We start from the raw sequence: 24,751 nt of genomic DNA, 5'->3' as shown, positions 1-24,751 counted from the left end.
AATAGAAGGAGAATACGTTCGGAAAGTGTGAGCAGATGGATTATATAACGATGGAAAAGCAGATACAGCAGGAGGACGTGCAGCCATTCTATCTTTTGCAGGGTGAAGAAGGCTATATGATTCAGGATATTCAGCAGAAAATTATCGGAAAAGCATTGGCGGAAGAGGAAAGAGAATTCAACCTGTCTACATTCGATATGCGCGAAACGCCGGTGGAAATTGCTGTGGAGGAAGCGGAAACCCTTCCTTTTTTCGGGGAGCGGCGGGTGATAGTGCTTAAAAACTGCTATTTTTTAACGGGGGCAAGGGAAAAAGAGAAGGTGGAGCATAAAATCGAAGCGCTTGAAACATATGCCAGGCAGCCGAACCCGACTACCGTGTTAATACTATCCGCGCCGTATGAAAAGCTTGACGCCCGGAAAAAGGTAGTTAAAGAAATTAAAAAGCAGGCTGTTGTGCTCGAAGCCGCCGCCGCTGGCGAAGAGACGATGAAAAAATGGATGCAGCAGTTTAATCAGACCCATCAGCTCACAATGAGCCGTGAAGTCATGGACCGTTTTATTGCACTTGCCGGCAAAGACCTTCTGATGCTTGCCGAAGAGGCAAAAAAACTGCAGCTGTATACGGGCAGCGGAGAAGTAACGATGGAAACAGTGGATAAACTGGTGCCGCGCTCGCTGGAGGACAACGTGTTCGAACTGGTGGATGCCGTAGTTAAAGGGCAGGCAAAAATGATGCTCCGCATATATTACGACCTGCTTAAGCAGGGAGAAGAGCCAATCAAAATTCTGGCGCTGCTTGCCCGTCAGATCCGTATTATTTATCATGTAAAAAACCTCAAGCAGCAGGGCTATTCGCGAAAACGCATGGCCGGTTCGATCAAAGTCCATCCGTATGCAGTGCAGCTGGCTGAAAAGCCAGCGGCGGCATTTTCGCATTCGTATCTGCAGGAAGCCCTGAAGCTGCTCAGCACCACAGATTATCAGATGAAGGCCGGGAAAATGGACAAGCAGCTTGCCCTCGAGCTCTGTTTTATGAAGCTTGTCTCGGGACAGAAAATTGGACAATAAAAAAACGACTCGGGCCCGAGTCGTTTTATCCTTATTGTGCTACTGCGCTTAGGCGCTTGTGCATTCTGGATTTAGCGCGGTTGGCCGCGTTTTTGTGAATCATGTTTTTGCTGGCTGCTTTGTCTACTTTCTTCATCGCGAGCGCGTAGGAATTCTTCGCAGCATCAACGTTGTTTGCATCGATGTTTTTGTCGAATTCTTTAATAGCCGAACGCATGGAAGAACGGAAAGCCTGCTGCTTCACGCGTTGATTTTCGTTAATAATCACGCGCTTTTTTGCGGATTTGATATTTGCCATGGTGGTCACCTCCTTTAGTTACCGGTCATTTCTTTTATCAGCACAAAAGGATTCTATCAAAAATCACGGCCGAGCGCAAGATTCAGCAGGAAAGAGTTAAATGGAGGAAATTTTCAGAATTAAAGCGAAGCGAACGCGAACATTGAAGGAAGAGCAGGGCATTGCTATAATAGACGTTAGTCTCTGCGAACGGAACGCACGGCAAAGTAGTAATAACAGGAGTGATCGAATCAATGAAAGAGCAGGAAAAACTTGAGCGCCAGAAGCGCATTCGTAACTTTTCGATCATCGCCCATATTGATCACGGGAAATCGACGCTTGCTGACCGGATTTTAGAATCGACCAGTGCGTTGACCCAGCGTGAAATGAAAGACCAGATGCTGGACGCGATGGATTTAGAAAGAGAACGCGGTATTACGATTAAACTTAATTCTGTACAGCTGAAATACACACATACAGACGGAGTGGAGTACATTTTTCACCTGATTGACACTCCGGGGCACGTCGACTTTTCCTATGAAGTGTCGCGGAGCCTGGCAGCCTGTGAGGGAGCTCTGCTGATTGTAGACGCCGCTCAGGGCATTGAAGCCCAAACGCTCGCCAATGTGTATCTTGCCCTCGATAACGATCTGGAAATTCTGCCTATCATCAATAAAGTGGATCTGCCGAGCGCAGAGCCTGAGCGGGTGAAACAGGAAGTCGAAGACGTTATCGGCCTGGACGCTTCGGAGGCAGTGCTTGCTTCCGCGAAGGATGGGATAGGCACAGACGAAATTTTAAGACAGATCGTTGAAAAGGTGCCGCCTCCGCAGGGCGACCCTTCGGCTCCTCTGCAGGGGATGATTTTCGACTCTGTATATGATACGTACCGGGGAGTTATCGCCTATATCCGGATTAAAGAAGGAACGGTCAAGCCGGGAGAAAAAATCCGGATGATGCAGACCGGAAAGGAATTCGAAGTATCGGACGTGGGCGTATTTAACCCGAAGCCAGTCTCCTGCGATGAACTGACAGTGGGAGACGTTGGATTTTTGATTGCCGGCATTAAAAACGTCGGCGATTCGAGAGTCGGTGATACGATTACAAACGCTCACAATCCGGCTTCAGAGCCGCTGCCGGGCTACAAACGCATGAATCCGATGGTTTTCTGCGGCCTGTTCCCGACAGATGCAAGTAAGTATAACGCCCTCCGGGATGCACTTGAACGGCTGGAGCTTAACGACAGCTCGCTGCAGTTTGAAGCAGAGACCTCCCAGGCACTCGGCTTCGGCTTCCGCTGCGGGTTTCTTGGCCTGCTTCATATGGAAATTATTCAGGAGCGCATCGAGCGTGAGTATAATATCGAGCTGATCACCACTGCACCGAGCGTTATTTATCACGTGCAAATGGTGGACGGGGAAATGAAAGAGATCGATAACCCTTCCAATATGCCGGACGCCCAGCAGGTGGAATGGGTGGAAGAGCCGTTCGTAAAAGCGACCGTCATGGTGCCAAATGATTACGTGGGTGCCGTCATGGAGCTCTGCCAGGCTAAGCGCGGGGAATTTAAAGACATGAAGTATATGGATGATACGCGTGTGAATATCGTCTACGACCTTCCGTTAACCGAAATTGTCTACGACTTTTTCGACCAGCTGAAGTCGCAGACGAAAGGGTATGCCTCATTTGATTATGAGTTTATCGGCTTTAAAGAAAGCAATCTCGTGAAGATGGATATTTTGTTAAACGGAGAAAGCGTGGATGCGCTGTCCGTTATTGTCCACCGGGACGTAGCCTATGAACGCGGGAAAGCTATTGTTGAAAAATTAAAGGATTTAATTCCGCGCCAGCAGTTTGAAGTGCCGGTGCAGGCAACCATTGGAAAAAGCGTTATTGCCCGCTCGACGATCAAAGCCATGAGAAAAAACGTTTTGTCCAAATGCTATGGCGGCGACATTACGCGGAAGCGTAAGCTGCTTGAAAAGCAGAAGGAAGGTAAAAAGCGGATGAAAAGCGTTGGTAAAGTAGATGTTCCGCAGGAAGCATTTATGTCTGTATTAAAGATGGATAAAGACTAAGCAAAGCGGGCTGCCTTCCGGGCGGCCTTTGCTTTTTCCATAAAGAAGGAGAGAAAAGCGTGGCCAAAGGATTGTACGTCCACATCCCTTTTTGCGAATACATTTGTTATTATTGTGATTTTAATAAATTTCTCATTAACAATCAGCCGGTGGATGAATATTTAGAAGCGCTGGAACGGGAGCTCGATTCCTATACGATGGACCAGCTGCAGACGGTTTATATCGGAGGCGGCACACCTACGGCTCTTTCGGCCGTTCAGGTGGAAAAGCTGATGCAGATCATGGACCGGCACGTTCCGGTGGCACAGCTCAAGGAATATACTGTGGAGGTAAATCCGGGAGATGTGGGGGAAGAGAAGCTTTCGTTGCTGAAGGCAGGTGGAGTTGACCGGCTGAGCATTGGTGTTCAGACGTTTCACGATTCCCAGTTAAACAGTATCGGCCGGGGGCATTCGGCGGACGAAGCAAAAGAAACAGTCCAGGCTGCCAGACAGGCTGGCTTTGATAATATTTCGATTGATCTAATGTTCGGGCTGCCGGGCCAGACGATGAAGGACTGGGAAGAGACGCTTGATGAAGCGATGGCGCTTGAGCCCCCGCATGTGTCTGCTTATTCCCTGAAAATCGAAAAGCAGACCCGGTTTTATAACTGGTGGAGGGAAGGAAAGATTGCTCCGCTGCCGGAGGAAGAGGAAGCGGACATGTATGAGCTGCTTGTGGAACGTCTCGAAAGCCATGGTCTTCATGCTTATGAAATCAGCAATTTTGCACGTGCCGGGCACAGCAGCCGTCACAACCGGATATACTGGCAGAATGAAGAATATATCGGTGCTGGGGCCGGCGCTCACGGTTACACCGACGGCGTGCGATATGCCAACATTAAACCGTTGAACCACTACATCCAGGCGGTTCAGGAAAAAGGGGACCCGGTCCAGACGACGCATCCGGTAACGAGAAAAGAACAGATCGAAGAGGAGATGTTTCTCGGGCTTCGTTTATATGAAGGTGTATCTACGGAGCGTTTTTATCAGAAATACGGCTGTGCCGTGGAAGACATCTACCCGGAAAGCATTCAGGAAGCGAAGCAGAAGGAGTGGCTCACAGAAGCAGACGGCCGCTTGTTTCTAACAGAGGAAGGGAAGCTGCTCGGTAATGAAGTATTTGCTTTATTTTTATTGGATGATGAGCCTGAAAACAATTGACAAAGCAAAAATCCTTTGATAGCTTATAAAATAGATTTAGCACTCGGATAAAACGAGTGCTAACAGAGGAGAATGTGTAATGCTTACCGATCGACAATTACTCATTTTGCAATCGATCATTGAAGATTATATTCAATCGGCCGAACCTGTAGGTTCAAGAAGCATCTCCAAAAAAAACAGCATTACGTTCAGTCCGGCCACCATCCGTAACGATATGGCGGATTTGGAGGAGCTCGGTTTTCTCGAAAAAACCCACAGCTCGTCCGGACGCATTCCTTCCCAGAAAGCTTACCGGCTGTATGTGGACCATCTGCTGCTGCCGTACCGTTTCAGTGAACCTGAGATGAATAACATTCAATCGCTTTTTGCCGGTAAAATACTCGAGGCTGAAGAAGCTGTAAAAGAAACAGCCGGCATTTTGTCTGAATTGACGAGCTATGCCTCTATTGTGCTCGGCCCGGAAATGTTTGAATCAAGACTCAGACAGATTCAAATTGTTCCTATCGGAAAAGAAGCAGCTGTAGCCGTCATCGTGACGGATACAGGATATGTGGAAAACCATACGGTGGCTCTTCCGCCAACGCTTGAAGCAGGGGAACTCGAACAAATTACGAACATTTTAAACGAGCGGCTGCGGGGGATTCCACTTTATCAGCTGCAGCGGGCCCTGTTTTCTGAAGTAAGAGATGTTTTAAAAAGATACGTGCTCAACTACGAAGCCGCTCTTTCGTTTACCGAGGAGGCTCTTCGAAAGTCACGGCATGAAAAGATCTTTTACGGAGGCAAAACTAACTTGCTCAACCAGCCGGAATTCAAAGACGTAGACCGTGTGCGGGCACTGCTCGAATTAATGGAGGAGGAGCATTTGATTCATGAGCTCTTAAAACCAACCATTAACGGCATGACAATTAGAATTGGCCAGGAAAACACGAATGAAGCGTTTGAGCACTGCAGCATCATTTCTGCTACGTACTCTCTGGCCGGTAAGCCGGTTGGGACCATTGGCATTGTTGGGCCCACAAGAATGGAATATCAAAAAGTCATCAGCCTGGTTAATCATCTTTCCTACGGACTTTCAAATGTGTTGGATGACTTGTACCGGAGAGACTCTTAATGATAGTATTTGTTATTGGTTGATGAACTTAATAAAGAGTCCGGTAAAATATGGCTTTTAAACGATAGCAACAGCATTTATGGAGGTGGCGCAGGTGAGCGAAAAGAACAAGCAGCAGGAAGAGGAAAAAAAAGAACAGCAGGCACCAAATGAAGAAGAATTAACCGAAGAAGACGTTGAAATTCTCGGGCCGGAAGATGTTGAAGAGGATGAACTTGAAGAGGAATCAGGCTCGCGCGAAGCAGAGCTTGAAAAAGAAATAGAAGAATGGAAAAACCGTGCTTTGCGTACCCAGGCAGACTTGGAAAATGTGCGCCGCAGAGCGAAAGCGGAAAAAGAAGAGGATGCCAAATACCGGGTCCAGCCTCTCGCCGAGGATCTTCTGCCGGTAATGGATAACTTTGAAAGAGCGATGCAGACCCAGCCGGATAACGAAAGTGCCCAGTCATTTATTGACGGTATGGCCATGGTCTACAATCAGTTCAGATCCGCACTCGAACAGCAGGGTGTGGAAGAAATCCCGGCACAGGGCGAATACTTTGACCCAACCATTCATCAGGCTGTCATGCAGGCTGACGAAGAAGGGTTTGAGTCCAATCAGATTGTGGAAGAAATGCAGAAGGGATACAGACTGAAAGATCGTGTGCTGCGCCCTTCAATGGTAAAAGTGAACAACTAATAATTCAGATATAGAGTACTGTATAGGAGGAAGAAAAATGAGTAGAACAATTGGTATTGACTTAGGTACAACAAACTCTTGTGTAGCCGTTATGGAAGGCGGCGAGGCACAGGTTATTCCGAACCCGGAAGGTAACCGCACAACTCCTTCAGTTGTAGCATTCAAAGACGGGGAACGCCAGGTTGGGGAAGTGGCAAAGCGCCAGTCCATCACAAACCCTAACACGATCAGTTCCATCAAGCGTCATATGGGTACAGATTACACTGTGGAAATCGAAGGCAAAGAATACAATCCGCAGGAAGTTTCTGCGATTATTCTCCAGAAATTAAAGTCGGACGCTGAAAGCTATCTTGGCGAGACCGTTACAAACGCAGTTATCACAGTACCGGCGTACTTTAACGACTCCCAGCGTCAGGCAACAAAAGACGCCGGCCGCGTTGCAGGTCTTGAAGTAGACCGTATTGTAAACGAGCCGACCGCAGCAGCACTTGCGTACGGTCTTGAAAAAGAAGAGGACCAGACGATCCTCGTATTTGACCTCGGCGGCGGTACGTTTGACGTTTCCATTCTTGAGCTTGGCGACGGCTTTTTTGAAGTACGTTCCACATCCGGCGACAACAAGCTTGGCGGCGACGACTTCGACCAGGTAATCATCGATCATTTGGTGGATGAGTTCCGCAAGGAAAACGGCATTGACCTTTCACAGGACAAAATGGCTGTGCAGCGCTTGAAGGATGCAGCAGAGAAAGCGAAGAAGGACCTTTCCGGCGTAACGCAGACCCAGATTTCTCTTCCGTTTATTACAGCAGACCAAAGCGGACCGAAGCACCTTGAGCTTACACTGACACGTGCTAAGTTTGATGAGCTTTCCTCGAAGCTGGTTGAACGTACAATGGGACCTACAAGACAGGCAATGAAAGACGCCGGTCTCAGCGCTTCTGAAGTGGATAAGGTTATCCTTGTTGGTGGTTCCACACGTATTCCGGCTGTACAGGAAGGTATTAAAAACTTAACCGGTAAAGAACCACACAAAGGTGTTAACCCGGACGAAGTGGTAGCCGTAGGTGCTGCTGTTCAGGCCGGCGTACTCACTGGCGATGTAAAAGACGTGGTACTGCTTGACGTTACACCACTTTCTCTTGGTATCGAAACCATGGGCGGCGTAACAACCAAATTAATTGACCGGAATACAACAATTCCGACAAGTAAATCCCAAACATTCTCAACAGCGGCTGACAACCAGCCTTCTGTGGACATTCATGTGCTGCAGGGCGAGCGTGAAATGGCCGCAGACAACAAAACGCTCGGCCGTTTTCAGCTGACGGATATTCCACCAGCTCCGCGCGGCGTACCTCAAATCGAAGTAACCTTCGATATTGATGCCAACGGTATTGTAAATGTGCGTGCGAAGGATCTTGGCACAAACAAAGAGCAGTCCATTACCATCACTTCTTCTTCCGGTCTCTCTGAAGAAGACATTGAACAAATGGTCAAAGACGCTGAAGAGAACGCTGAAGCAGACAAAAAGCGTAAGGAAGAAGTAGAAGTGCGCAATGAAGCGGATCAGCTTGTCTTCACTACAGAAAAAACGTTGAACGACCTCGGCGAAAATGTAACAGAAGAAGAAAAGCAGCAGGCTGAGGACGCAAAAGAAAAAGTGAAAACAGCACTTGAGGGCGAGGATATTGAAGCCATCCGTACAGCGAAGGACGAGCTTCAGGAAATCGTTCAGCAGCTGACAACAAAAATGTATGAACAGGCAGCGCAGCAGGCTCAGCAGGAGCAGGGCGAAGCCGGCGGCGAAAGCAGTGACGATACTGTAGACGCTGACTATGAAGACGTTAAAGATGACAATGATAACAGTGATAACAACAAAAACAGCTAACGATCTGTAGCGCTGATGAATGGGGCTGTCCCGAATAGTGGTCACTTGACTGCTTCTATTCAAGGGGATGGCCCCTTCTTTCTGTAATGAATATGTTTTTCAGATTGAAGCGTCTTCTTGTAAAATGATAAGATAACACGTATGGACAAGAGCGAGGAGTGAAGATGAACGATGAGTAAACGCGATTATTATGACGTGCTTGGCGTCAGCAAAGACGCAGATGAGCAGGAAATAAAAAAAGCATATAGAAAACTGGCACGCCAGTATCACCCGGACGTCAACAAAGAAGATGACGCCGAAGAAAAATTTATTGAAATCAAAGATGCCTACGATACATTAAGTGATCCTCAAAAGCGTTCGAATTACGATCGTTTCGGTCACGAAGATCCGAACCAGGGATTTGGCGGCGGCGGAGCCGGAGCTGGCGGCTTCGGCGGCTTTGGCGATATTTTCGATATGTTTTTCGGTGGCGGTGCTTCAAGAGATCCGAACGCTCCGAGACAGGGCGCGGATCTGCAGTATACGATGACGCTTACCTTCAAAGAAGCAGCCTTCGGTAAAGATACAGAAATCGAAATTCCAAAAGAAGAAAACTGTGAGACATGCGGGGGCGACGGTGCAAAGCCGGGTACAGAAAAAAGAACGTGCCGCCAGTGTGGCGGGCAGGGCCAGATGAACGTAGAACAGAATACACCGTTTGGCCGTGTCGTGAATCGGCGCGTATGTGACCGCTGCAGCGGCTCCGGTGTTGAAGTGGAAGAAAAATGTCCTACGTGTAACGGAAACGGACGCATCCGCCGGAACAAAAAGATCAATATCCACATTCCGGAAGGCGTCGACCACGGTCAGCAGATCCGCGTGAGCGGTCAGGGTGAACCCGGCGCAAACGGTGGACCCCCGGGCGATCTGTTCGTTGTTTTCAACGTACAGCCGCATGAATTCTTTGAACGTGACGGAGATGACGTCTACTGCGAAATGCCGCTTACATTTGTGCAGGTAACACTTGGTGATGAAATCGAAGTGCCGACACTGCGCGGTAAAGTCAAATTGAAAATACCGGCTGGTACCCAGTCCGGGACAAAATTCCGTCTCCGCAATAAAGGTATTAATAACGTACACGGACGAGGCCAGGGCGATCAGCACGTCAAAGTTCAGGTTGTGACACCGAAGAAATTGACGGACCGCCAGAAGGAACTGCTGCGGGAATTCGCAGAAATCAGCGGTGATGAAGAAACCGATGAACAGCACGGAAACTTCTTTGACCGGGTGAAACGGGCGTTTCGTGGAGAGTAAAAAGAGAGGAGCAGGTATATGAATTGGATTGAAATTTCTGTCCACACCACCCAGGAGGCGATTGACCCTGTATCATTTGTACTTCAGGAAGCAGGTGCGAGCGGGGTTGTGATTGAAGATTCGGCCGATCTGGAGCGGGAATGGGAGGAGGCAGAAGACGAATGGTTCATGCTTTCTGAAGATAATTATCCGGATGAAGGCACGCTTGTAAAAGCCTATCTCCCGATGACAAGCTACGTCACCGATACTGTGGAGGAAATTAAGCAATCCATTAATGAACTGCTCCTTTACGATATTGATTTAGGACGAAACCAGGTGGTGCTCAAAGAGATTGCCGAGGAGGACTGGGCAGAGGCCTGGAAAAAGTACTACAAGCCTGTCCAGATCACGAACAAGGTCACTATTGTGCCCTCCTGGGAAGAGTACGAAAAAAAGAGCAGTGAAAAAATCATTACACTTGATCCGGGCATGGCTTTTGGCACCGGCACGCACCCGACAACCGTGCTCAGCATGCAGGCGCTGGAAGAGTACGTTCGTCCAGGTCATGCAGTGCTGGATGTGGGCACCGGGTCCGGCGTGCTCGCTATAGGCGCATCCCTGTTCGAAGCAGGAGAAATTCTTGCGCTCGACCTCGATGAAGTAGCCGTCAGAAGCGCTAAAGAAAATATCAGCCGAAACGGGATGGCAGAAAAAATTACTGTGGCCCAATCGGACCTGCTGGAATACCAGTCGATGCAGGCAGATATTATTGTGGCTAATATTTTAGCTCCGATTATTATCCGCCTTGCGGAAGACGCGTTTAATTCCCTTCAGCCGGATGGTGTGTTTATAACTTCAGGCATCATTGAAAGCAAACGTACGGATGTTGAACAGGCTCTGACAGAAGCGGGATTTGTTATTGAGGATGTGCGCGCAGTCGAAGACTGGCTGTGCATTATCGCCCGCCGGCCACAGACACTGTAAAGGAGAGGAATATGCAGCATTATTTTGTGGATCCCTCCTCCATACAGCATGAATATATAGAAATCACGGGTAATGATGCAAAGCACATTGCCCGTGTTATGCGTATGGGCCCAGGAGAAGAAATTATATGTAAAGACAACCAGGGACGTGCCTTTGTAACTAAAATTGAAAGCGTGGGGGAAAAAAGTATTCACGTGAAAATAATCAGCGAATGGACAGGTGGAGCAGAGCTTCCTGTAAACATCATCGCGGCTCAGGCGCTGATTAAAGGCGAAAAAATGGACACCGTCGTGCAAAAAGCAACAGAACTGGGAGCCGCGGCGATTTATTTTTATGAAGGGGACCATTCTGTGGTAAAATGGGATGCGAATAAACGGCAAAAGAAAATTGATCGTTTAAACCGAATTGCTAAAGAAGCAGCAGAGCAGTCAGAGCGGATGTATATACCGGAAGTTGTTTATTTTTCCTCAGCACGTAAGGTTATAGAAGGCACGGCTTCCATTGAGAACCGGGTCGTTTTATCGGAAGCAGAGGCAAGGACGGAACAGCCCGCAAAGCTCCCTGACGTGTTCAGCCGGCGTCCGGAAACGCTGCTTGCATTTATCGGGCCGGAGGGCGGGTTTTCCCGTAACGAGCTTGCCCTGTTTGAGGAACAGAGCATTCCGTCGACGTCCCTGGGAAAGAGAATTGTCCGAAGTGAAACCGCTTCTCTGCTGCTGCTTGGAGCAGTGACATATTATTATGAAATTCAGGAGGGGAACATACAATGAGAGCAGTGGCGTTTCATACTCTTGGCTGTAAAGTAAACCATTACGAAACGGAAGCCATATGGCAGTTGTTTAAAAATGACGGCTATGAAAGAAAGGAATTCGATCAGACCGCAGACGTCTATGTCATCAACACCTGTACGGTGACCAACACCGGAGATAAAAAAAGCCGTCAGGTGATCCGGCGCGCGGTGCGTAAAAATCCGGATGCGATCATATGCGTCACCGGCTGCTATGCCCAGACCTCCCCGGGAGAGATCATGGATATCCCCGGCGTCGACATTGTTGTCGGCACGCAGGACCGCAAAAAAATGCTCGACTATATTGAAGAATACACGGTCTCCCGGGAACCGATTAACGGTGTAAGCAACATTATGAAAAACCGTGTGTACGAAGAACTCGATGTACCGGAGTTTACCGATCGCACGAGAGCGTCGCTGAAAATTCAGGAAGGGTGCAATAATTTCTGTACCTTCTGCATCATCCCGTGGGCCCGCGGCCTGCTCCGTTCGAGAAATCCGGAAGAGGTCATGCACCAGGCGGAACAGCTGGTTGACAAAGGCTACAAGGAACTGGTGCTTACAGGCATTCATACAGGCGGCTACGGTGAAGATTTGAAAGACTACAATCTCGCAGGGCTGCTCCGGGACCTTGAAACTATTGATGGATTAAAACGGATCCGTATTTCTTCCATAGAAGCAAGTCAGATTACCGATGAAGTAATTGACGTGCTCCGAAGCTCGAACAAAGTAGTAAATCATCTGCACGTGCCGCTTCAGGCTGGCTCGAATACCGTGCTTAAAAGAATGAGAAGAAAATACAGCGTGGAATTTTATGCGGAGCGTCTGGAAAAACTGCGCGAAGCCCTGCCGGAATGCGCCATCACCACAGATGTGATTGTAGGCTTCCCGGGAGAAACGAAGGAAGAATTTCAGCAGACATACGATTTTATCCGGGACCAGCGTTTCTCAGAGCTGCACGTGTTTCCGTATTCGAAACGTACCGGCACCCCGGCTGCTAAAATGAGTGATCAGGTTGAGGATGAAGAAAAAAATGACCGGGTGCACCGTCTGATTGAGCTTTCCAATCAACTCGCAAAAGAGTATGCTTCGCGTTTTGAAAATGAAGTTGTGGAAGTAATCCCGGAAGAAGAAGACAAAGAAAAACCTGGCTACTTTGTCGGCTATTCGACGAATTATATAAAGGTACGTTTCCCTGCGAATCCGGAATGGCGTGGTGAAATTGTGCGTGTGAAAATTACGAACGCAGGCTATCCATTGAACGAAGGGGAGTTTGTACGCGTGCTCGACCATGATACAGCAACGCTTGTATAACTATAACAGTTGAACTGGAGGAGAAAGTATGGCTGATCTCGCGCAATATATTGATCACACCCTGCTGAAGCCGGAAACCACATTTGAAGATATAAAACGTATCACTACGGAAGCCAAAGATAATCATTTCAAGTCTGTATGCATTAACCCGGCGATGGTGCCGTTTGCAGCTAAAGAGCTGGAAGGCTCCGAGGTGCTTGTCTGCACAGTGATTGGTTTTCCGCTCGGTGCCACAAATCCTGAAACAAAAGCATTTGAAGTGAAAAATGCCATCGCCAACGGAGCGAAGGAAGTTGATATGGTTATTAACATTGGCGCCTTAAAAAGCGGGGAAGATGATCTGGTCCGGGCAGACATTGAAGCGGTCGTACAGGCTGCAAATCAGGAGGCGCTGGTGAAAGTGATAATAGAAACAGCGCTGTTAACGGATGAAGAGAAGAAGACGGCCTGCAGCCTTGCCGTTGAAGCCGGAGCGGATTTTGTGAAAACATCCACCGGGTTCAACGGGGGAGGAGCTACGATTGAAGATGTGCGTCTGATGAAAGAGACGGTAGGCGACCGTGCCGGCGTAAAAGCGAGCGGTGGAGTCAGGGACCGCCAGACTGCTCTTGCATTAATTGAGGCCGGAGCTTCCCGGCTCGGTGCAAGCTCTGGGGTGAAAATCCTGCAGGGCGAAACCTCAAGTGAAAACTACTGACAATCTCTGCCTGCGCGCTCGTTGATTTTTTGGCATAGATGCTTTATACTATTTACCAAATGGCTAGTATTTGAGTAATAGTCTTTATTCATATATTAGTTAGATTGGTTGTTCGGAGGGAGGGAATCACATGGCAGAGACAAGAAAGAAAAAGAATGAAGATATTGATGCCGCTCTTCGCCGTTTTAAGCGTAGCCTTTCCAAAGAAGGGACAATGGCTGAAGTGAAAAAACGCAAACACTACGAAAAACCTAGTGTTCGTCGTAAGAAGAAAAGCGAAGAAGCTAGAAAACGTAAGTTTTAAGTAAAGAAGGTGCTGCATCCTTGGAACTCATGGATCGTTTAAGCAGTGACATGAAGTCAGCAATGAAAAACAAGGAAAAACAGCGTTTAAATGTCATCAGAGGCCTGCGGGCATCGATGCAGAATGAAGCCATCAAGCTCAATAAAGAGCTTGATGAAAGCGAAGCAACAGCGGTTTTAAACCGCGAAATGAAACAAAGAAAAGATTCCCTCCATGAGTTTGAAAGCGCAGGACGGGAAGATTTAGCAGAACAGACCAGGTTCGAAATGGACGTCATATCTGAATATCTTCCTGCTCCTTTATCGAATGAAGAACTGGAATCGATTGTGAAAGAAACCATTCAGGAGGAGAATGCATCTTCGATGAAAGATATGGGAACGGTGATGTCTGCGGTGATGCCTAAAATCAGCGGAAAAGCGGACGGTTCCCAGGTAAATCAATTAGTGAAAAAGCATTTATCTTCTTGATAATAAGAAAGCTAGAGATCGAATCAGGGTTTAGTTCCGGTTCGGTCTCTTTTTTTAAACATAAGCGAGTCTTCCTGCTGAAATAAACGGGAAAAAATTGAAACGCTTTTATCTTTATCCTCGTACATAAGAGTATAGACATATAACTAATGAACGGGAGGGGGGATAGAGGTGGAGCAAAGAAAAAGCAGATGGTTGTCCGTTTTTCTTGCCGTGCTTTTCATGACAGCTGCCTGGCTTCCCGCGTCTGTGGAGGGGGCCGGTGAAAATCAAACCGTATATGTTATCCCGGTTGAACAGACTGTGGAGCAGGGAATGGCTGCATTTTTGGAACGGTCGGTTCAGGAGGCGGAAGAAGCTGATGCCGATAGGATTATTTTTGAACTGGACACACCTGGAGGCGCAGTGGATGCCGCAGGGGAGATTGCTTCAATTATCAACGGCACATCTATTCCAACTACAGCATATGTAACGGATCAGGCCATGTCAGCAGGAGCGTTTCTGGCCTTGAGCGCTGACGAAATTGCCATGGCGCCTGAAACAGAAATGGGAGCTGCCCAGGTTATTGACGGATCAGGGAATGCAGCATCCGACAAGGCTCAGTCGGCCTGGGTGTCTAATATGGTCAATGCAGCTGAATCAAATGACAGAGACCCGGTGTATGCAGAAGCAATGGCGGATCCTGGAGTTAAACTGCCGGATTATCGTGCCGGAGAAGGTGAACTGTTAACGCTTACGGCATCGGAAGCAGCCTCTGATGAGGTGGGCTATGCGGAGTACATTGCCGACAGCAGGGATGATCTTCTCAGTCAGATGAACCTGGGCGGTGCTGCAGTGGAAGAAGCAGATATCAGCGCAGCCGAGCAGGTCGCAAGGTGGGTGACGAGTCCTTACGTGATTCCGATTTTACTCAGCGTTGGCATGATCGGCCTAATACTTGAAGTATTTTCACCGGGATTTGGAATTTTCGGAGGTATCGGTCTCGCATCCTTAGGACTTTTCTTTTTCGGTCATATGATTGCCGGCTTTGCTGGTTTCGAAGGCCTGCTGTTGTTTGGCGTCGGCCTGCTCCTGCTGCTGATAGAATTCTTTGTTCCTGGTTTTGGAATTTTTGGTATATTAGGTATAGGGGCAGTCGTTGGCAGCCTGTTTATGTCCTCGTTTTCTATTTCCGTCATGGCGATTTCCGTTGTACTGGCAGCTGTAGCCGCCATCATCGCAGCAGCAGTCATGGTGGTGGGCTTTGGAAAACGGGGGCCGATGAAAAAGCTGGTGCTGCAGGACACTTTTTCTTCAAAGGATGGATATGTATCAAATGAAGGCAGAACGGACTTATTGGGCAGAGAAGGAACGGCATTAACCCCATTGCATCCGACCGGTGCGGCAGAAATTGACGGGGAAAAAATTGATGTTGTTTCAGACGGCCGCTACCTCGACCGCGGAGACGCTGTGCAGGTAGTGCGTGTAGAAGGCACGCGTGTTGTAGTAAAGCCTTATTCTAACAAAGAAAGAAGGGAATCATGACATGGGAATTGATATAGGCCTCGTTATTGTATTAGCTATTATTTTAATAGCGCTCGTTATTTTATTCACCTTTGTTCCGGTTGCGCTTTGGATTTCGGCGCTTGCCGCAGGGGTGAAAGTAGGTATTTTCCAGCTTGTCGGTATGCGGCTCCGGAGGGTTATTCCGTCGAGAGTAGTAAATCCGATGATCAAAGCAGAAAAAGCCGGACTCGATATTGAGTTGAACAAGCTTGAAGGCCACTATCTGGCTGGCGGTAACGTAGACCGTGTGGTCAACGCACTAATCGCTGCCCAGCGTGCCAATATTGAACTTACATTTGAGCGTTGTGCGGCTATTGACCTTGCCGGGCGTGATGTATTGGAAGCTGTACAGATGAGTGTTAACCCGAAAGTTATTGAAACACCGTTTATTGCCGGTGTCGCAATGGACGGCATTGAAGTAAAAGCAAAAGCAAGAATCACCGTGCGGGCAAACATAGACCGCCTGGTCGGGGGTGCCGGTGAAGATACCGTTATCGCCCGTGTAGGTGAAGGTATTGTTTCGACGATTGGTTCTTCTCAAAACCATAAAAAAGTGTTGGAAAATCCGGATAGCATCTCGCAGACAGTGCTTTCCAAAGGCCTGGATTCAGGTACGGCCTTTGAGATTTTATCCATCGATATTGCCGATATTGACATTGGCAAAAACATTGGTGCAGAACTGCAGACAGACCAGGCGGAAGCAGACAAAAACATCGCCCAGGCGAAGGCCGAAGAACGCCGTGCCATGGCTGTAGCCCAGGAACAGGAAATGAAAGCACGCGTAGAAGAAATGCGTGCGAAAGTTACCGAGTCCGAAGCAGAAGTGCCAATGGCAATGGCAGAAGCACTGCGCTCCGGAAACCTTGGGGTCATGGATTATATGAATATCCAGAACGTAATGTCTGATACGGATATGCGTGAGTCGATCAGTAAATCCGGTAAAGACGACGATCAAAACGGGCCTTACAACCGTCCACACACCGATAAATAAGGGACTTTGTCCGTAGAAGAAGGTGAATGAAGCGATGGAGCAGCTGTTTGAACTAGTGTTTAATAACCTGTGGATTTTACTGCTGCTCTTCGGTGGTTTGATTACGTTTCTCGGCCGGGGGGACAGCAGCCAGCAGCAGGAGGGCAGCGACAGCGATTCGAGACGGCGCGGAGCGTTCGGAAAGCTTGAGGACCTGTTTGAAGAGTTTGAAAATGCCCGCAAGGAAAACACGCCGAATCGTCCTCAGAATGATCCCTCCGAAAGCCCTGGCAATCATCCAACGCGCCGGGTGCCGGAAGCAGAGTCAGAGCTGTACAAGGAAGAGTCAGATGAGCCTCAGAATAAAAGCAGTGCTTTAAAGGAATATGAAAAGCGCCGTGAAGAGCTTCAAAAGCAAAAGAAAAATGCAAGTCAGCGTCTTGAGCGTGCTTCGCGGCAGTCTGCTGAACGTGGAAGCATCACGTCAGACGGAGAAATTGGCGGAGCGCGGAGAAACCCGCGGTCGATAAACAAAAAAGAAGCAGCCAACGGGCTCGTATGGGCAGAGGTACTAAGCCCACCGGTCACAAGGCGCAGCGGTTATCCTTACCAGCGGCAGTCAACAATGTCGCGTGAGAGAATTGAGCCGCATCGTTCCACTAAAAAAAGCAGTAATGAGTGAGCCTGATCTTCGGATCAGGTTCTTTTTTTGCCTTAAATGTTTAAAATGTCTGCTATTTTTTGCAACACCCTCAGCGTGGTGGTAGAGTAGAATTAGCATACTAACGAAAAAACTGATAACAGCAAGGATATGATATTATACTCAAGGAGACTGAGCTATATTGACCGAAAAGAAAACGCTAGAATTACAAGTGAATGAAATGAATGACATACAGCAGCTGTTTGGTCCGAATGATGTGCACATTGAGCGGCTTGAAGAAAAGCTGGACGTTTCGATCATTACCAGAGGCGGCTCACTGATCGTGGAAGGAAATGAAAAGCAGGCAGCACTGGTGGAAGAAGTGATTGAGGCTTTGGCCAGGCTTTTGAAAAAACGGGTGCGGATCTCTGAACGGGACGTTGTCTATGCAGCGCAGCTGGCCGAAGAAGGAAAGCTTGAAAAGCTTGAAGATTTATTCCAGGAGCAGATTGCTGTAAACGCCGAAGGCAAGCCGGTCATGATTAAAACCTTAGGGCAGAAGGAATATATCGACCAGATCCGCCGTAAAGATATGATATTTGGCGTTGGTCCGGCAGGTACAGGTAAAACCTATCTGGCAGTTGTGATGGCGGTCAATGCTTTAAAGGAGGGACGGGTAAAGCGGATTGTGCTGACCCGTCCAGCGGTAGAGGCTGGAGAAAGCCTCGGGTTTCTTCCGGGCGACCTGAAAGAAAAAGTGGACCCATACCTGCGTCCGCTGTATGACGCTCTGCATAATATTTTTGGGGCGGAGCATACACAGCGGCTCATGGAGAGAGGCACGATCGAAGTAGCTCCCCTTGCCTATATGAGAGGCCGGACGCTCGACGATGCTTTTGTTATTCTTGATGAAGCACAGAATACGACGAAAGAACAAATTAAGATGTTTTTAACACGGCTCGGGTTTGGTTCAAAAATGATCGTTAATGGGGATCTTACCCAGATTGATCTTCCAAAAGGCCAGCAGTCAGGTCTGAAGGTGGCGGCGCGTATATTAAAAAACATCGATCATATTGGATTCGTTTACCTGGAGGCCACGGATGTTGTGCGGCATACACTGGTGCAGCAGATTCTTGATGCGTACGAACAGGAGGAAGGCGATCCAAAGCGTACGTTGAACCGGCCGGACAAACCAACAAACAACTAGTCAGGGGTGGACAGGCGTGAGTATTGAAGTGGATATGGTAGACGAAACGGAACAAGTGGAACCGAAGCATTGGGAGCTGGTGCAGAACATCCTGCAGTTCGCATGTGAAGAAGAAGGAGTCGTAGACGGCTCGGAGGTATCTGTGAGTTTTGTGGACAACGAGATGATTCAGGCGGTCAACAGGGAATACCGGGAAATCGACCGGCCGACTGATGTGATTTCATTTGCGTTGAATGACGATGAGATTCAGCCGCAGGCCGAAGGCATTCCGAATCTGCTCGGAGACATTATTATAAGCGTTCCTAAAGCCCGGGAGCAGGCAGAGGAGTATGGTCATTCGTTTGAAAGAGAGCTGGGCTTTCTGGCCGTTCACGGCCTGCTGCATCTGCTTGGTTATGATCATATGAATAAAGAAGAAGAACAAACAATGTTTTCGCGTCAGGAAAGGATCCTGGAAGCGTATGGATTACCGCGATAAATCGCTGCCCAGGCGCTGGAGGGACGGGTTTGTGTTTGCCGGAAAAGGCATCCGCCTTGCCTTTCGGGAGGAGCGTCATATGCGCTTCCATGTCTTTTTTGGCCTCGCAGCTGTCCTTCTGGGCTGGCTGTGCGGGCTCGCTTTATGGCAGTGGACCGTTCTATTGCTGGCAATTGCCGGCATGCTCGTACTCGAAATGGTCAATTCCGCGCTCGAGCGCCTGGTAAATCTGGTGTCTCCGGAATGGAATAAAACCGCGGGAGAAGTCAAGGACATTGCTGCCGGCGCGGTGCTCATTTATGCTGTATTTGCTGTTATCATCGGTGTGATGATTTTTATGCCTTTCCTATGGGAATGGCTGAGCTGACAAAGGGGGAAATACATTGGCTATAGAAAACGAACTGCTTGAACGGGCTAAACAGGCGAGAGAACAAGCGTACGTCCCGTATTCCAACTTTCCGGTAGGAGCGGTCTTTGTAGGAGAGGACGGTGAGTGGTACGAAGGATGTAATATTGAGAACTCCTCGTATGGGTTAAGCAACTGTGCAGAACGGACAGCCGTATTCAGTGCGCTGCGTACAGGCATGCGAAGCGGAAAAATGGTAGCTGTCATCGCCGATACGAAAGGACCGGTCGCTCCGTGCGGCGCCTGCCGGCAGGTGCTTTCTGAGTTTCTGCCGAAGGACGCCCGGATTGTTTTAGGTAACCTGCAGGGGGACATAAAAGTAACGACGATGGAAGAGCTGCTCCCGGGAGCATTCGGCCCGGATGATTTATAGTATGAAAGCAGGAAAGAAGAGGGAAAATAATGAGTGAAGAGTATCATTCCGGTTTTGCCGCCCTAATCGGGCGGCCCAATGCGGGAAAGTCCACATTAATGAATCAGGTGCTTGGCCAAAAGATTGCGATCATGAGTGATAAAGCACAGACAACAAGAAATAAAATCCAGGGAGTCTACACGACAGAAGATTCCCAGATTGTTTTTATCGATACTCCGGGCATTCATAAACCAAAGCACAAGCTGGGCGATTTTATGGTTCGTGCTGCTCTGCAGACACTGAACGATGTTGATATTATTTTATACCTGATCGATGCGTCAGAATCATATGGCCCCGGTGAGGAATATATTATTGAAAAACTGAAGCGGACAGACACGCCGGTATTTTTAATCGTTAATAAAATCGATAAAGTCCATCCGGACGAGCTGCTCAAGGTGATTGCAAGCTATTCCGAACGGTATAATTTTGCCGAGGTCGTGCCAGTTTCTGCGTTGAACGGAAATAACGTGACGACGCTTCTCGAAGAACTTACCAAATACCTCGAGGAGGGACCGCAGTTTTATCCGGAAGATCAGGTCACCGATCACCCGGAACGGTTTATCGTGAGTGAACTGATCCGCGAAAAAGCCCTGCAGCTGACTCGCGAAGAAGTTCCGCATTCGCTCGCCGTCGTTATCGATGAAATGAAGGAACGGGAAAACGGTGCGGTGTATGTGGCAGCTACTATTGTTGTTGAACGCCCGACTCAAAAAGGCATTATTATCGGCAAGCAGGGGTCGATGCTCAAGGAAATCGGGCAGCGGGCCCGGGCAGATATTGAGTCAATGCTTGGCTCAAAGGTGTTTGTAGAGCTTTGGGTGAAGGTGGAAAAAGACTGGAGAAACAGTGCGTATCTGCTTCGGGAGAACGGATATCGCGAGGACGAATATTAAGAAATCGCCTGTGAGCGGAGGAACAGCATGATTCAGAAAACAGAAGGAATTGTTTTGCGGACTGCTTCCTACGGGGAATCCAACGTAGTGTTAACGGTGTATACAAGAGAGCACGGGAAAATGGCGATGATGGCCAAAGGGGCAAAGAAACCAAGCAGCCGCCTGCGCTCGATCTCCCAGCCCTTTGTTTACGGAACGTTTGTGTACTATCCGGGCAAAGGAATGAGAACGCTCAGCCAGGGGGATGTCACAGATTCATTCCGCAGTGTGCGTGAAGATATCGTTCTCACTTCCTACGCCTCCTATTTGTCCGAGCTTCTTGATAAAGTGACGGTGGACCAGGAACGAAATCCTTATTTATTTGAGCTGTTCTGGCAGCTTCTGCGGCGCATTGACGAAGGGGAGGACGCTGAAGTGCTCATCCGGCTCTTTGAAGTGAAAATGACTGCCGTGGCAGGCATTCAGCCTGTGATCGACCGCTGTGTGAACTGCGGCCGGCAGGAGGGCACCTTTCATTTTTCCATCCGCGAAGCGGGATTTCTCTGTCATCTGTGCTGGGAGATGGATCCGTACCGGTTCCGCATTCAGCCGAAAACGGTGCGGCTCTTACGGACGTTTTTCTATATTGATGTGCACCGGATCGGTTCTGTTTCTGTATCAGCCGAAACGAAAAAAGAGCTGAAGGATGTCCTGAACAGCTATTATGATTCGTACGCGGGTATTCATTTAAAGGCGAGGCGTTTTTTGGAGCAGATGGAAAAGTGGAACGTCGAATGAGTACTTGACACACTCGCAAATGTTAAGTACTATTTCAATACAATCATAACGATGCGCAGGGAAGGAAAGTAGTAGCAATCTTCTTCAGTCTTAGCGAGTGCAGGATAGTGAGAGCTGCACGCTGACCGGTTGTGAAGGCGTTCTGGAGCGCGGAATGGATAAAGCGGCTTTTCGGCTATAGTGCCCAAAAAGCAAGTAGGGTGGAACCGCGGTGATAACCGTCCCTATACCTGAGTGACAGGTATAGGGACTTTTTTAATGAAATAAACGAAAAGCAGAAGGGGTGTTTAACATGGCAATGAATATACAGGAAATGATTTTAACATTGCAGAACTACTGGGCTGATCAGAATTGTATTATTATGCAGGCCTACGACGTGGAAAAGGGAGCGGGCACGATGAACCCGATGACGTTTCTGCGCAGCATCGGGCCAGAGCCGTGGAACGCAGCATATGTAGAGCCGTCGAGGCGGCCGGGGGACGGACGCTACGGGGAGAACCCGAACCGTTTGTATCAGCACCATCAGTTTCAGGTAGTTATGAAGCCGTCGCCGGACAACATCCAGGAGCTTTATTTAAAAAGCCTGGAAGCGATAGGCATTGACCCGCTTGCCCACGACATCCGCTTTGTGGAGGACAATTGGGAAGCTCCGACGCTGAGTGCCTGGGGCCTCGGATGGGAAGTCTGGATTGACGGCATGGAAATCACCCAGTTCACATATTTCCAGCACGTCGGCGGCATGGACGCCCACCCGGTGACAGCTGAGATTACATACGGCATCGAACGGCTGGCGTCGTATATTCAGGATAAAGAAAATGTGTTTGACCTGGAATGGGTGCAGGGCGTTTCGTACGGCGATATGTTTTTACAGGCGGAATACGAGCATTCGAAGTATTCCTTTGAAATTGCGGATAAAGAGCTGCTGTTGAATCAGTTTGCCGCAAGCGAAAAGGAAGCAGAGCGGGCCATTGAAGAAAAGCTCGTGCTGCCTGCCTACGATCACGTGTTAAAATGCTCGCATTTGTTTAATCTGCTCGATGCCCGCGGGGCGATTTCAGTGACGGAGAGAACCGGATATATTGCGCGGGTGCGCAATCTGGCAAGAAAGTGCGGGAAGGCGTATTACGAAGAACGGGAAAAACTAGGATTTCCGCTACAGAAGCAGGAGGCGATGAATTATGGCAGCTAATCACTTTTTACTTGAAATCGGCGTGGAAGAAATGCCAGCCCGTTTTGTGGAGGGGGCAGTCAAGCAGCTGAAGGAAAAAACGGAAACCTGGCTGCAGGAGCAGCGCTTAAGCTATAGCGCTGTTCATATGTTTTCCACTCCGAGACGGCTTGCACTCCGGGTGGAGGATCTGGCTGATTATCAGGAGGATATGGTGGAGGAGGCCCGCGGCCCAGCTAAAAAGATCGCTCTCACAGACGACGGGGAATGGAGCAAGGCTGCTTTAGGCTTTGCCAGAGGCCAGCAGGTCGAGGCCCAGGAGTTGTACTTTAAAGAGGTGAAAGGCACCGAGTACGTTTTTGTGGAAAAAGAACACAAGGGTCGGCCGACTTCAGAAATGCTCCAGGAGATGAAAGCAATTATTACATCGCTCACTTTTCCGAAAAACATGCGCTGGGGAAGTCACGAGCTTCGCTTTGTGCGACCGATCCAATGGCTTGTGGCATTGTACGGAGAAACAGTGATCCCCTTTACGATTACAGACCGGACAGCCGGAAATATTTCCTATGGACACCGGTTTTTGGGAAATGCCATTACGATTCATAAGCCGGAAACGTATGAGCAGCAGCTGAAAGAAGAGTACGTGATTGCAGACGCTTCTGAAAGAACTGAACTGATTCGCAGCCAGATTGAAGAGATTGAAGCAGAGAACAGCTGGCATATTCCGATTGACCAGGGGCTGCTTGCTGAAGTGAATCAGCTCGTGGAATACCCAACCGCGCTGCATGGATCATTTGATGAAGCGTATTTGGACATTCCGCGGGAGGTGCTTGTTACCTCGATGAAAGAACACCAGCGGTATTTCCCGGTGGAAAATGACGAAGGCAGTCTTCTTTCGTATTTTATTACAGTACGTAACGGTAATGCTCGGCACCTTGACCAGGTGCGAAAAGGGAATGAGAAGGTGCTTCGTGCCCGTCTGGCAGATGCCCAGTTTTTCTATGACGAAGACCGGAAAATATCGCCGGACGAAGCAGTGGAAAAATTAAATCACGTTATTTATCAGGAAAACCTCGGCACAGTCGGTGAAAAGGTAATGCGGGTGGAGGCTGTCAGCACCCGGCTTGCAGAATATCTGCAGCTCGACAGTGCGAAGGTGCAAAATGTTAAGCGAGCTGCTCACATTTCCAAATTCGACCTCGTGACATTAATGGTGGACGAATTCACCGAGCTCCAGGGAATTATGGGAAGAGAATATGCCCGTATGGCAGGAGAAAACACCGAAGTTGCCGAAGCTATTGCAGAACATTATAAACCAAAGTCCGCCGGGGATACTCCTGCGGAAAATGTTGAGGGCGCGGTTATCAGCGTAGTGGATAAAATGGACACTATTGTTTCGAGCTTTGGTGTAGGCATGGTTCCTACCGGATCGCAGGACCCTCACGGATTGAGAAGACAGGCAGCAGGTATTGTTCAGACAATCACCGGGCACCGGTTCCCGCTGACTATTCAGCAGCTGATCGCTCTGGTGATGGATGAAATCAACGAGCGTTCACTTCTTCAGCGGGAAGAAGCGGATGTCCTGAAGGACCTCGAAGAATTCTTTACCCAGCGTGTCCGCCAAAAGCTGCATGATGAAGGTATCCGTCATGACATCGCGGATGCCGTGCTGCTTCACCTTGGAGAAAGAATTGACGTAGTGACAGAAAAAGCTGTATTTATTCAGGCACGTGCCGAGGAAGCAGACTTTAAAGAAACGGTGGAGGCACTCAGCCGGGTGACCAATATCGCAAAAAACACAGACAGTGGTTCGGATATTCAGACAGAGCTTTTCCAGGCTGAAGAGGAAAGAGAGCTTTACGAAAAAAGCAAAACCTTGAATCAGCAACTCGATGAAACGCTGGTGCAGGCGGAGGTTGCCGGTGCGTACCAAGCGCTTCAGGCAGTTACGCCGGCTATCAATGCCTACTTTGATCATGTCATGGTCATGGCTGAGGACGAGCAGGTAAAGCAGAACAGGCTGCAGCAGATGGCACTGTTATCCAGGGAAATTGAACGGTTCGCCCGCTTTCGGAGCATTGTTTTTTCATCGTAAATAATGCCTCCGTGCGAAGCGCCGATGAAG

General features: G+C 48.8%; 25 protein-coding genes. 24 read left to right on the top strand and 1 reads right to left on the bottom strand.

Translation table 11 applies throughout. From position 1 onward, the window contains the following. Window positions 1-35 precede the first annotated feature (35 nt). A complete protein-coding gene (holA, locus tag Q0757_RS12865; protein ID WP_298787970.1) occupies window positions 36-1,070 on the top strand; it encodes a DNA polymerase III subunit delta in 1,035 nt (344 codons plus the stop codon). 31 nt (window positions 1,071-1,101) lie between these two features. Here the strand turns inward: holA and rpsT are convergent, their stop codons facing one another. After that, window positions 1,102-1,368, bottom strand: coding sequence for a 30S ribosomal protein S20 (gene rpsT / locus Q0757_RS12860; RefSeq protein ID WP_091611924.1), 267 nt, complete (start codon window positions 1,366-1,368; stop codon window positions 1,102-1,104). A gap of 233 nt (window positions 1,369-1,601) precedes the next feature. Between rpsT and lepA the strand changes: the two genes are divergently transcribed. The 23 genes from lepA to glyS all read left to right on the top strand — a co-directional run bounded on the left by lepA (window position 1,602) and on the right by glyS (window position 24,721). Further along, on the top strand, window positions 1,602-3,425 hold the full coding sequence (gene lepA / locus Q0757_RS12855) for a translation elongation factor 4 (protein WP_298787966.1): 1,824 nt from the start codon (window positions 1,602-1,604) through the stop codon (window positions 3,423-3,425). Between the two features lie 59 nt (window positions 3,426-3,484). Continuing rightward, the gene (gene hemW / locus Q0757_RS12850; protein WP_298787963.1) at window positions 3,485-4,627 is read left to right on the top strand and encodes a radical SAM family heme chaperone HemW; all 1,143 of its coding nucleotides are present in this window, start codon (window positions 3,485-3,487) and stop codon (window positions 4,625-4,627) included. A gap of 79 nt (window positions 4,628-4,706) precedes the next feature. Then, on the top strand, window positions 4,707-5,741 hold the full coding sequence (gene hrcA / locus Q0757_RS12845) for a heat-inducible transcriptional repressor HrcA (RefSeq protein ID WP_298787961.1): 1,035 nt from the start codon (window positions 4,707-4,709) through the stop codon (window positions 5,739-5,741). A gap of 79 nt (window positions 5,742-5,820) precedes the next feature. Next, window positions 5,821-6,420 carry a nucleotide exchange factor GrpE gene (gene grpE / locus Q0757_RS12840; RefSeq protein WP_298787959.1) on the top strand — a complete coding sequence of 200 codons (600 nt, stop codon included), beginning with the start codon at window positions 5,821-5,823 and terminating at the stop codon, window positions 6,418-6,420. A gap of 37 nt (window positions 6,421-6,457) precedes the next feature. Further along, window positions 6,458-8,305, top strand: a complete 1,848-nt coding sequence (gene dnaK, locus Q0757_RS12835) for a molecular chaperone DnaK (protein ID WP_298787958.1) — start codon at window positions 6,458-6,460, stop codon at window positions 8,303-8,305. 171 nt (window positions 8,306-8,476) lie between these two features. Continuing rightward, window positions 8,477-9,598, top strand: coding sequence for a molecular chaperone DnaJ (gene dnaJ / locus Q0757_RS12830; protein ID WP_298787956.1), 1,122 nt, complete (start codon window positions 8,477-8,479; stop codon window positions 9,596-9,598). Between the two features lie 18 nt (window positions 9,599-9,616). Further along, the gene (gene prmA / locus Q0757_RS12825; RefSeq protein ID WP_298787954.1) at window positions 9,617-10,561 is read left to right on the top strand and encodes a 50S ribosomal protein L11 methyltransferase; all 945 of its coding nucleotides are present in this window, start codon (window positions 9,617-9,619) and stop codon (window positions 10,559-10,561) included. A gap of 11 nt (window positions 10,562-10,572) precedes the next feature. Next, entirely contained in the window at window positions 10,573-11,331 is a 759-nt protein-coding gene (locus Q0757_RS12820; protein WP_298787951.1) for a 16S rRNA (uracil(1498)-N(3))-methyltransferase, read from the top strand. Then, on the top strand, window positions 11,328-12,662 hold the full coding sequence (gene mtaB, locus Q0757_RS12815) for a tRNA (N(6)-L-threonylcarbamoyladenosine(37)-C(2))-methylthiotransferase MtaB (RefSeq protein ID WP_298787949.1): 1,335 nt from the start codon (window positions 11,328-11,330) through the stop codon (window positions 12,660-12,662). The genes Q0757_RS12820 and mtaB overlap by 4 nt, the downstream gene beginning before the upstream one ends. 28 nt (window positions 12,663-12,690) lie before the next feature. Next, window positions 12,691-13,359, top strand: coding sequence for a deoxyribose-phosphate aldolase (deoC, locus tag Q0757_RS12810; protein ID WP_298787947.1), 669 nt, complete (start codon window positions 12,691-12,693; stop codon window positions 13,357-13,359). 130 nt (window positions 13,360-13,489) lie between these two features. Beyond that, entirely contained in the window at window positions 13,490-13,663 is a 174-nt protein-coding gene (gene rpsU / locus Q0757_RS12805) for a 30S ribosomal protein S21 (protein ID WP_022794945.1), read from the top strand. Between the two features lie 20 nt (window positions 13,664-13,683). Next, complete coding sequence (locus Q0757_RS12800; RefSeq protein WP_298787943.1) at window positions 13,684-14,130, top strand: GatB/YqeY domain-containing protein; 447 nt, start codon at window positions 13,684-13,686, stop codon at window positions 14,128-14,130. A gap of 171 nt (window positions 14,131-14,301) precedes the next feature. Next, window positions 14,302-15,654: a nodulation protein NfeD gene (locus tag Q0757_RS12795; protein WP_298787941.1), complete on the top strand. Its 1,353-nt coding sequence runs from the start codon at window positions 14,302-14,304 to the stop codon at window positions 15,652-15,654. A gap of 7 nt (window positions 15,655-15,661) precedes the next feature. Continuing rightward, the gene (floA, locus tag Q0757_RS12790) at window positions 15,662-16,666 is read left to right on the top strand and encodes a flotillin-like protein FloA (protein ID WP_027847459.1); all 1,005 of its coding nucleotides are present in this window, start codon (window positions 15,662-15,664) and stop codon (window positions 16,664-16,666) included. 22 nt (window positions 16,667-16,688) lie between these two features. After that, window positions 16,689-17,327 (top strand): hypothetical protein, encoded by a 639-nt coding sequence (locus Q0757_RS12785; RefSeq protein ID WP_298787940.1) that lies wholly within the window; start codon window positions 16,689-16,691, stop codon window positions 17,325-17,327. A 160-nt stretch (window positions 17,328-17,487) separates the two neighbouring features. After that, window positions 17,488-18,492, top strand: coding sequence for a PhoH family protein (locus tag Q0757_RS12780; RefSeq protein ID WP_298787938.1), 1,005 nt, complete (start codon window positions 17,488-17,490; stop codon window positions 18,490-18,492). 16 nt (window positions 18,493-18,508) lie between these two features. Next, window positions 18,509-18,970, top strand: a complete 462-nt coding sequence (ybeY, locus tag Q0757_RS12775; RefSeq protein ID WP_298787936.1) for an rRNA maturation RNase YbeY — start codon at window positions 18,509-18,511, stop codon at window positions 18,968-18,970. Continuing rightward, entirely contained in the window at window positions 18,954-19,337 is a 384-nt protein-coding gene (locus Q0757_RS12770; protein WP_022794952.1) for a diacylglycerol kinase family protein, read from the top strand. Before ybeY ends, Q0757_RS12770 begins: the two co-directional genes overlap by 17 nt. Before the next feature lie 22 nt (window positions 19,338-19,359). Continuing rightward, window positions 19,360-19,749 carry a cytidine deaminase gene (locus Q0757_RS12765; protein ID WP_298788188.1) on the top strand — a complete coding sequence of 130 codons (390 nt, stop codon included), beginning with the start codon at window positions 19,360-19,362 and terminating at the stop codon, window positions 19,747-19,749. Window positions 19,750-19,778: 29 nt separating this feature from the next. After that, on the top strand, window positions 19,779-20,681 hold the full coding sequence (era, locus tag Q0757_RS12760) for a GTPase Era (protein WP_298787933.1): 903 nt from the start codon (window positions 19,779-19,781) through the stop codon (window positions 20,679-20,681). 27 nt (window positions 20,682-20,708) lie between these two features. Next, window positions 20,709-21,458 (top strand): DNA repair protein RecO, encoded by a 750-nt coding sequence (gene recO, locus Q0757_RS12755; protein WP_298787931.1) that lies wholly within the window; start codon window positions 20,709-20,711, stop codon window positions 21,456-21,458. Between the two features lie 298 nt (window positions 21,459-21,756). After that, window positions 21,757-22,647 (top strand): glycine--tRNA ligase subunit alpha, encoded by an 891-nt coding sequence (gene glyQ, locus Q0757_RS12750; protein ID WP_298788186.1) that lies wholly within the window; start codon window positions 21,757-21,759, stop codon window positions 22,645-22,647. Next, a complete protein-coding gene (gene glyS, locus Q0757_RS12745) occupies window positions 22,637-24,721 on the top strand; it encodes a glycine--tRNA ligase subunit beta (protein ID WP_298787929.1) in 2,085 nt (694 codons plus the stop codon). The genes glyQ and glyS overlap by 11 nt, the downstream gene beginning before the upstream one ends. Window positions 24,722-24,751: the final 30 nt, after the last annotated feature.

The organism is uncultured Marinococcus sp. (assembly GCF_947493875.1).
Taxonomy (GTDB): Bacteria; Bacillota; Bacilli; order Bacillales; family Marinococcaceae; genus Marinococcus.
This window is presented reverse-complemented; position numbering and strand designations above follow the sequence as displayed.

Bases quoted from the DNA above. Each gene is read 5' to 3' on its own strand.
- dnaK (WP_298787958.1), top strand. From the start codon at position 6,458: ATGAGTAGAACAATTGGTATTGACTTAGGTACAACAAACTCTTGTGTA.
- mtaB (WP_298787949.1), top strand. From the start codon at position 11,328: ATGAGAGCAGTGGCGTTTCATACTCTTGGCTGTAAAGTAAACCATTAC.
- recO (WP_298787931.1), top strand. From the start codon at position 20,709: ATGATTCAGAAAACAGAAGGAATTGTTTTGCGGACTGCTTCCTACGGG.
- holA (WP_298787970.1), top strand. From the start codon at position 36: ATGGATTATATAACGATGGAAAAGCAGATACAGCAGGAGGACGTGCAG.
- hrcA (WP_298787961.1), top strand. From the start codon at position 4,707: ATGCTTACCGATCGACAATTACTCATTTTGCAATCGATCATTGAAGAT.
- glyS (WP_298787929.1), top strand. From the start codon at position 22,637: ATGGCAGCTAATCACTTTTTACTTGAAATCGGCGTGGAAGAAATGCCA.
- prmA (WP_298787954.1), top strand. From the start codon at position 9,617: ATGAATTGGATTGAAATTTCTGTCCACACCACCCAGGAGGCGATTGAC.
- deoC (WP_298787947.1), top strand. From the start codon at position 12,691: ATGGCTGATCTCGCGCAATATATTGATCACACCCTGCTGAAGCCGGAA.
- rpsU (WP_022794945.1), top strand. From the start codon at position 13,490: ATGGCAGAGACAAGAAAGAAAAAGAATGAAGATATTGATGCCGCTCTT.
- Q0757_RS12820 (WP_298787951.1), top strand. From the start codon at position 10,573: ATGCAGCATTATTTTGTGGATCCCTCCTCCATACAGCATGAATATATA.
- era (WP_298787933.1), top strand. From the start codon at position 19,779: ATGAGTGAAGAGTATCATTCCGGTTTTGCCGCCCTAATCGGGCGGCCC.
- glyQ (WP_298788186.1), top strand. From the start codon at position 21,757: ATGAATATACAGGAAATGATTTTAACATTGCAGAACTACTGGGCTGAT.
- lepA (WP_298787966.1), top strand. From the start codon at position 1,602: ATGAAAGAGCAGGAAAAACTTGAGCGCCAGAAGCGCATTCGTAACTTT.
- grpE (WP_298787959.1), top strand. From the start codon at position 5,821: ATGGAGGTGGCGCAGGTGAGCGAAAAGAACAAGCAGCAGGAAGAGGAA.
- rpsT (WP_091611924.1), bottom strand. From the start codon at position 1,368: ATGGCAAATATCAAATCCGCAAAAAAGCGCGTGATTATTAACGAAAAT.
- dnaJ (WP_298787956.1), top strand. From the start codon at position 8,477: ATGAGTAAACGCGATTATTATGACGTGCTTGGCGTCAGCAAAGACGCA.
- Q0757_RS12770 (WP_022794952.1), top strand. From the start codon at position 18,954: ATGGATTACCGCGATAAATCGCTGCCCAGGCGCTGGAGGGACGGGTTT.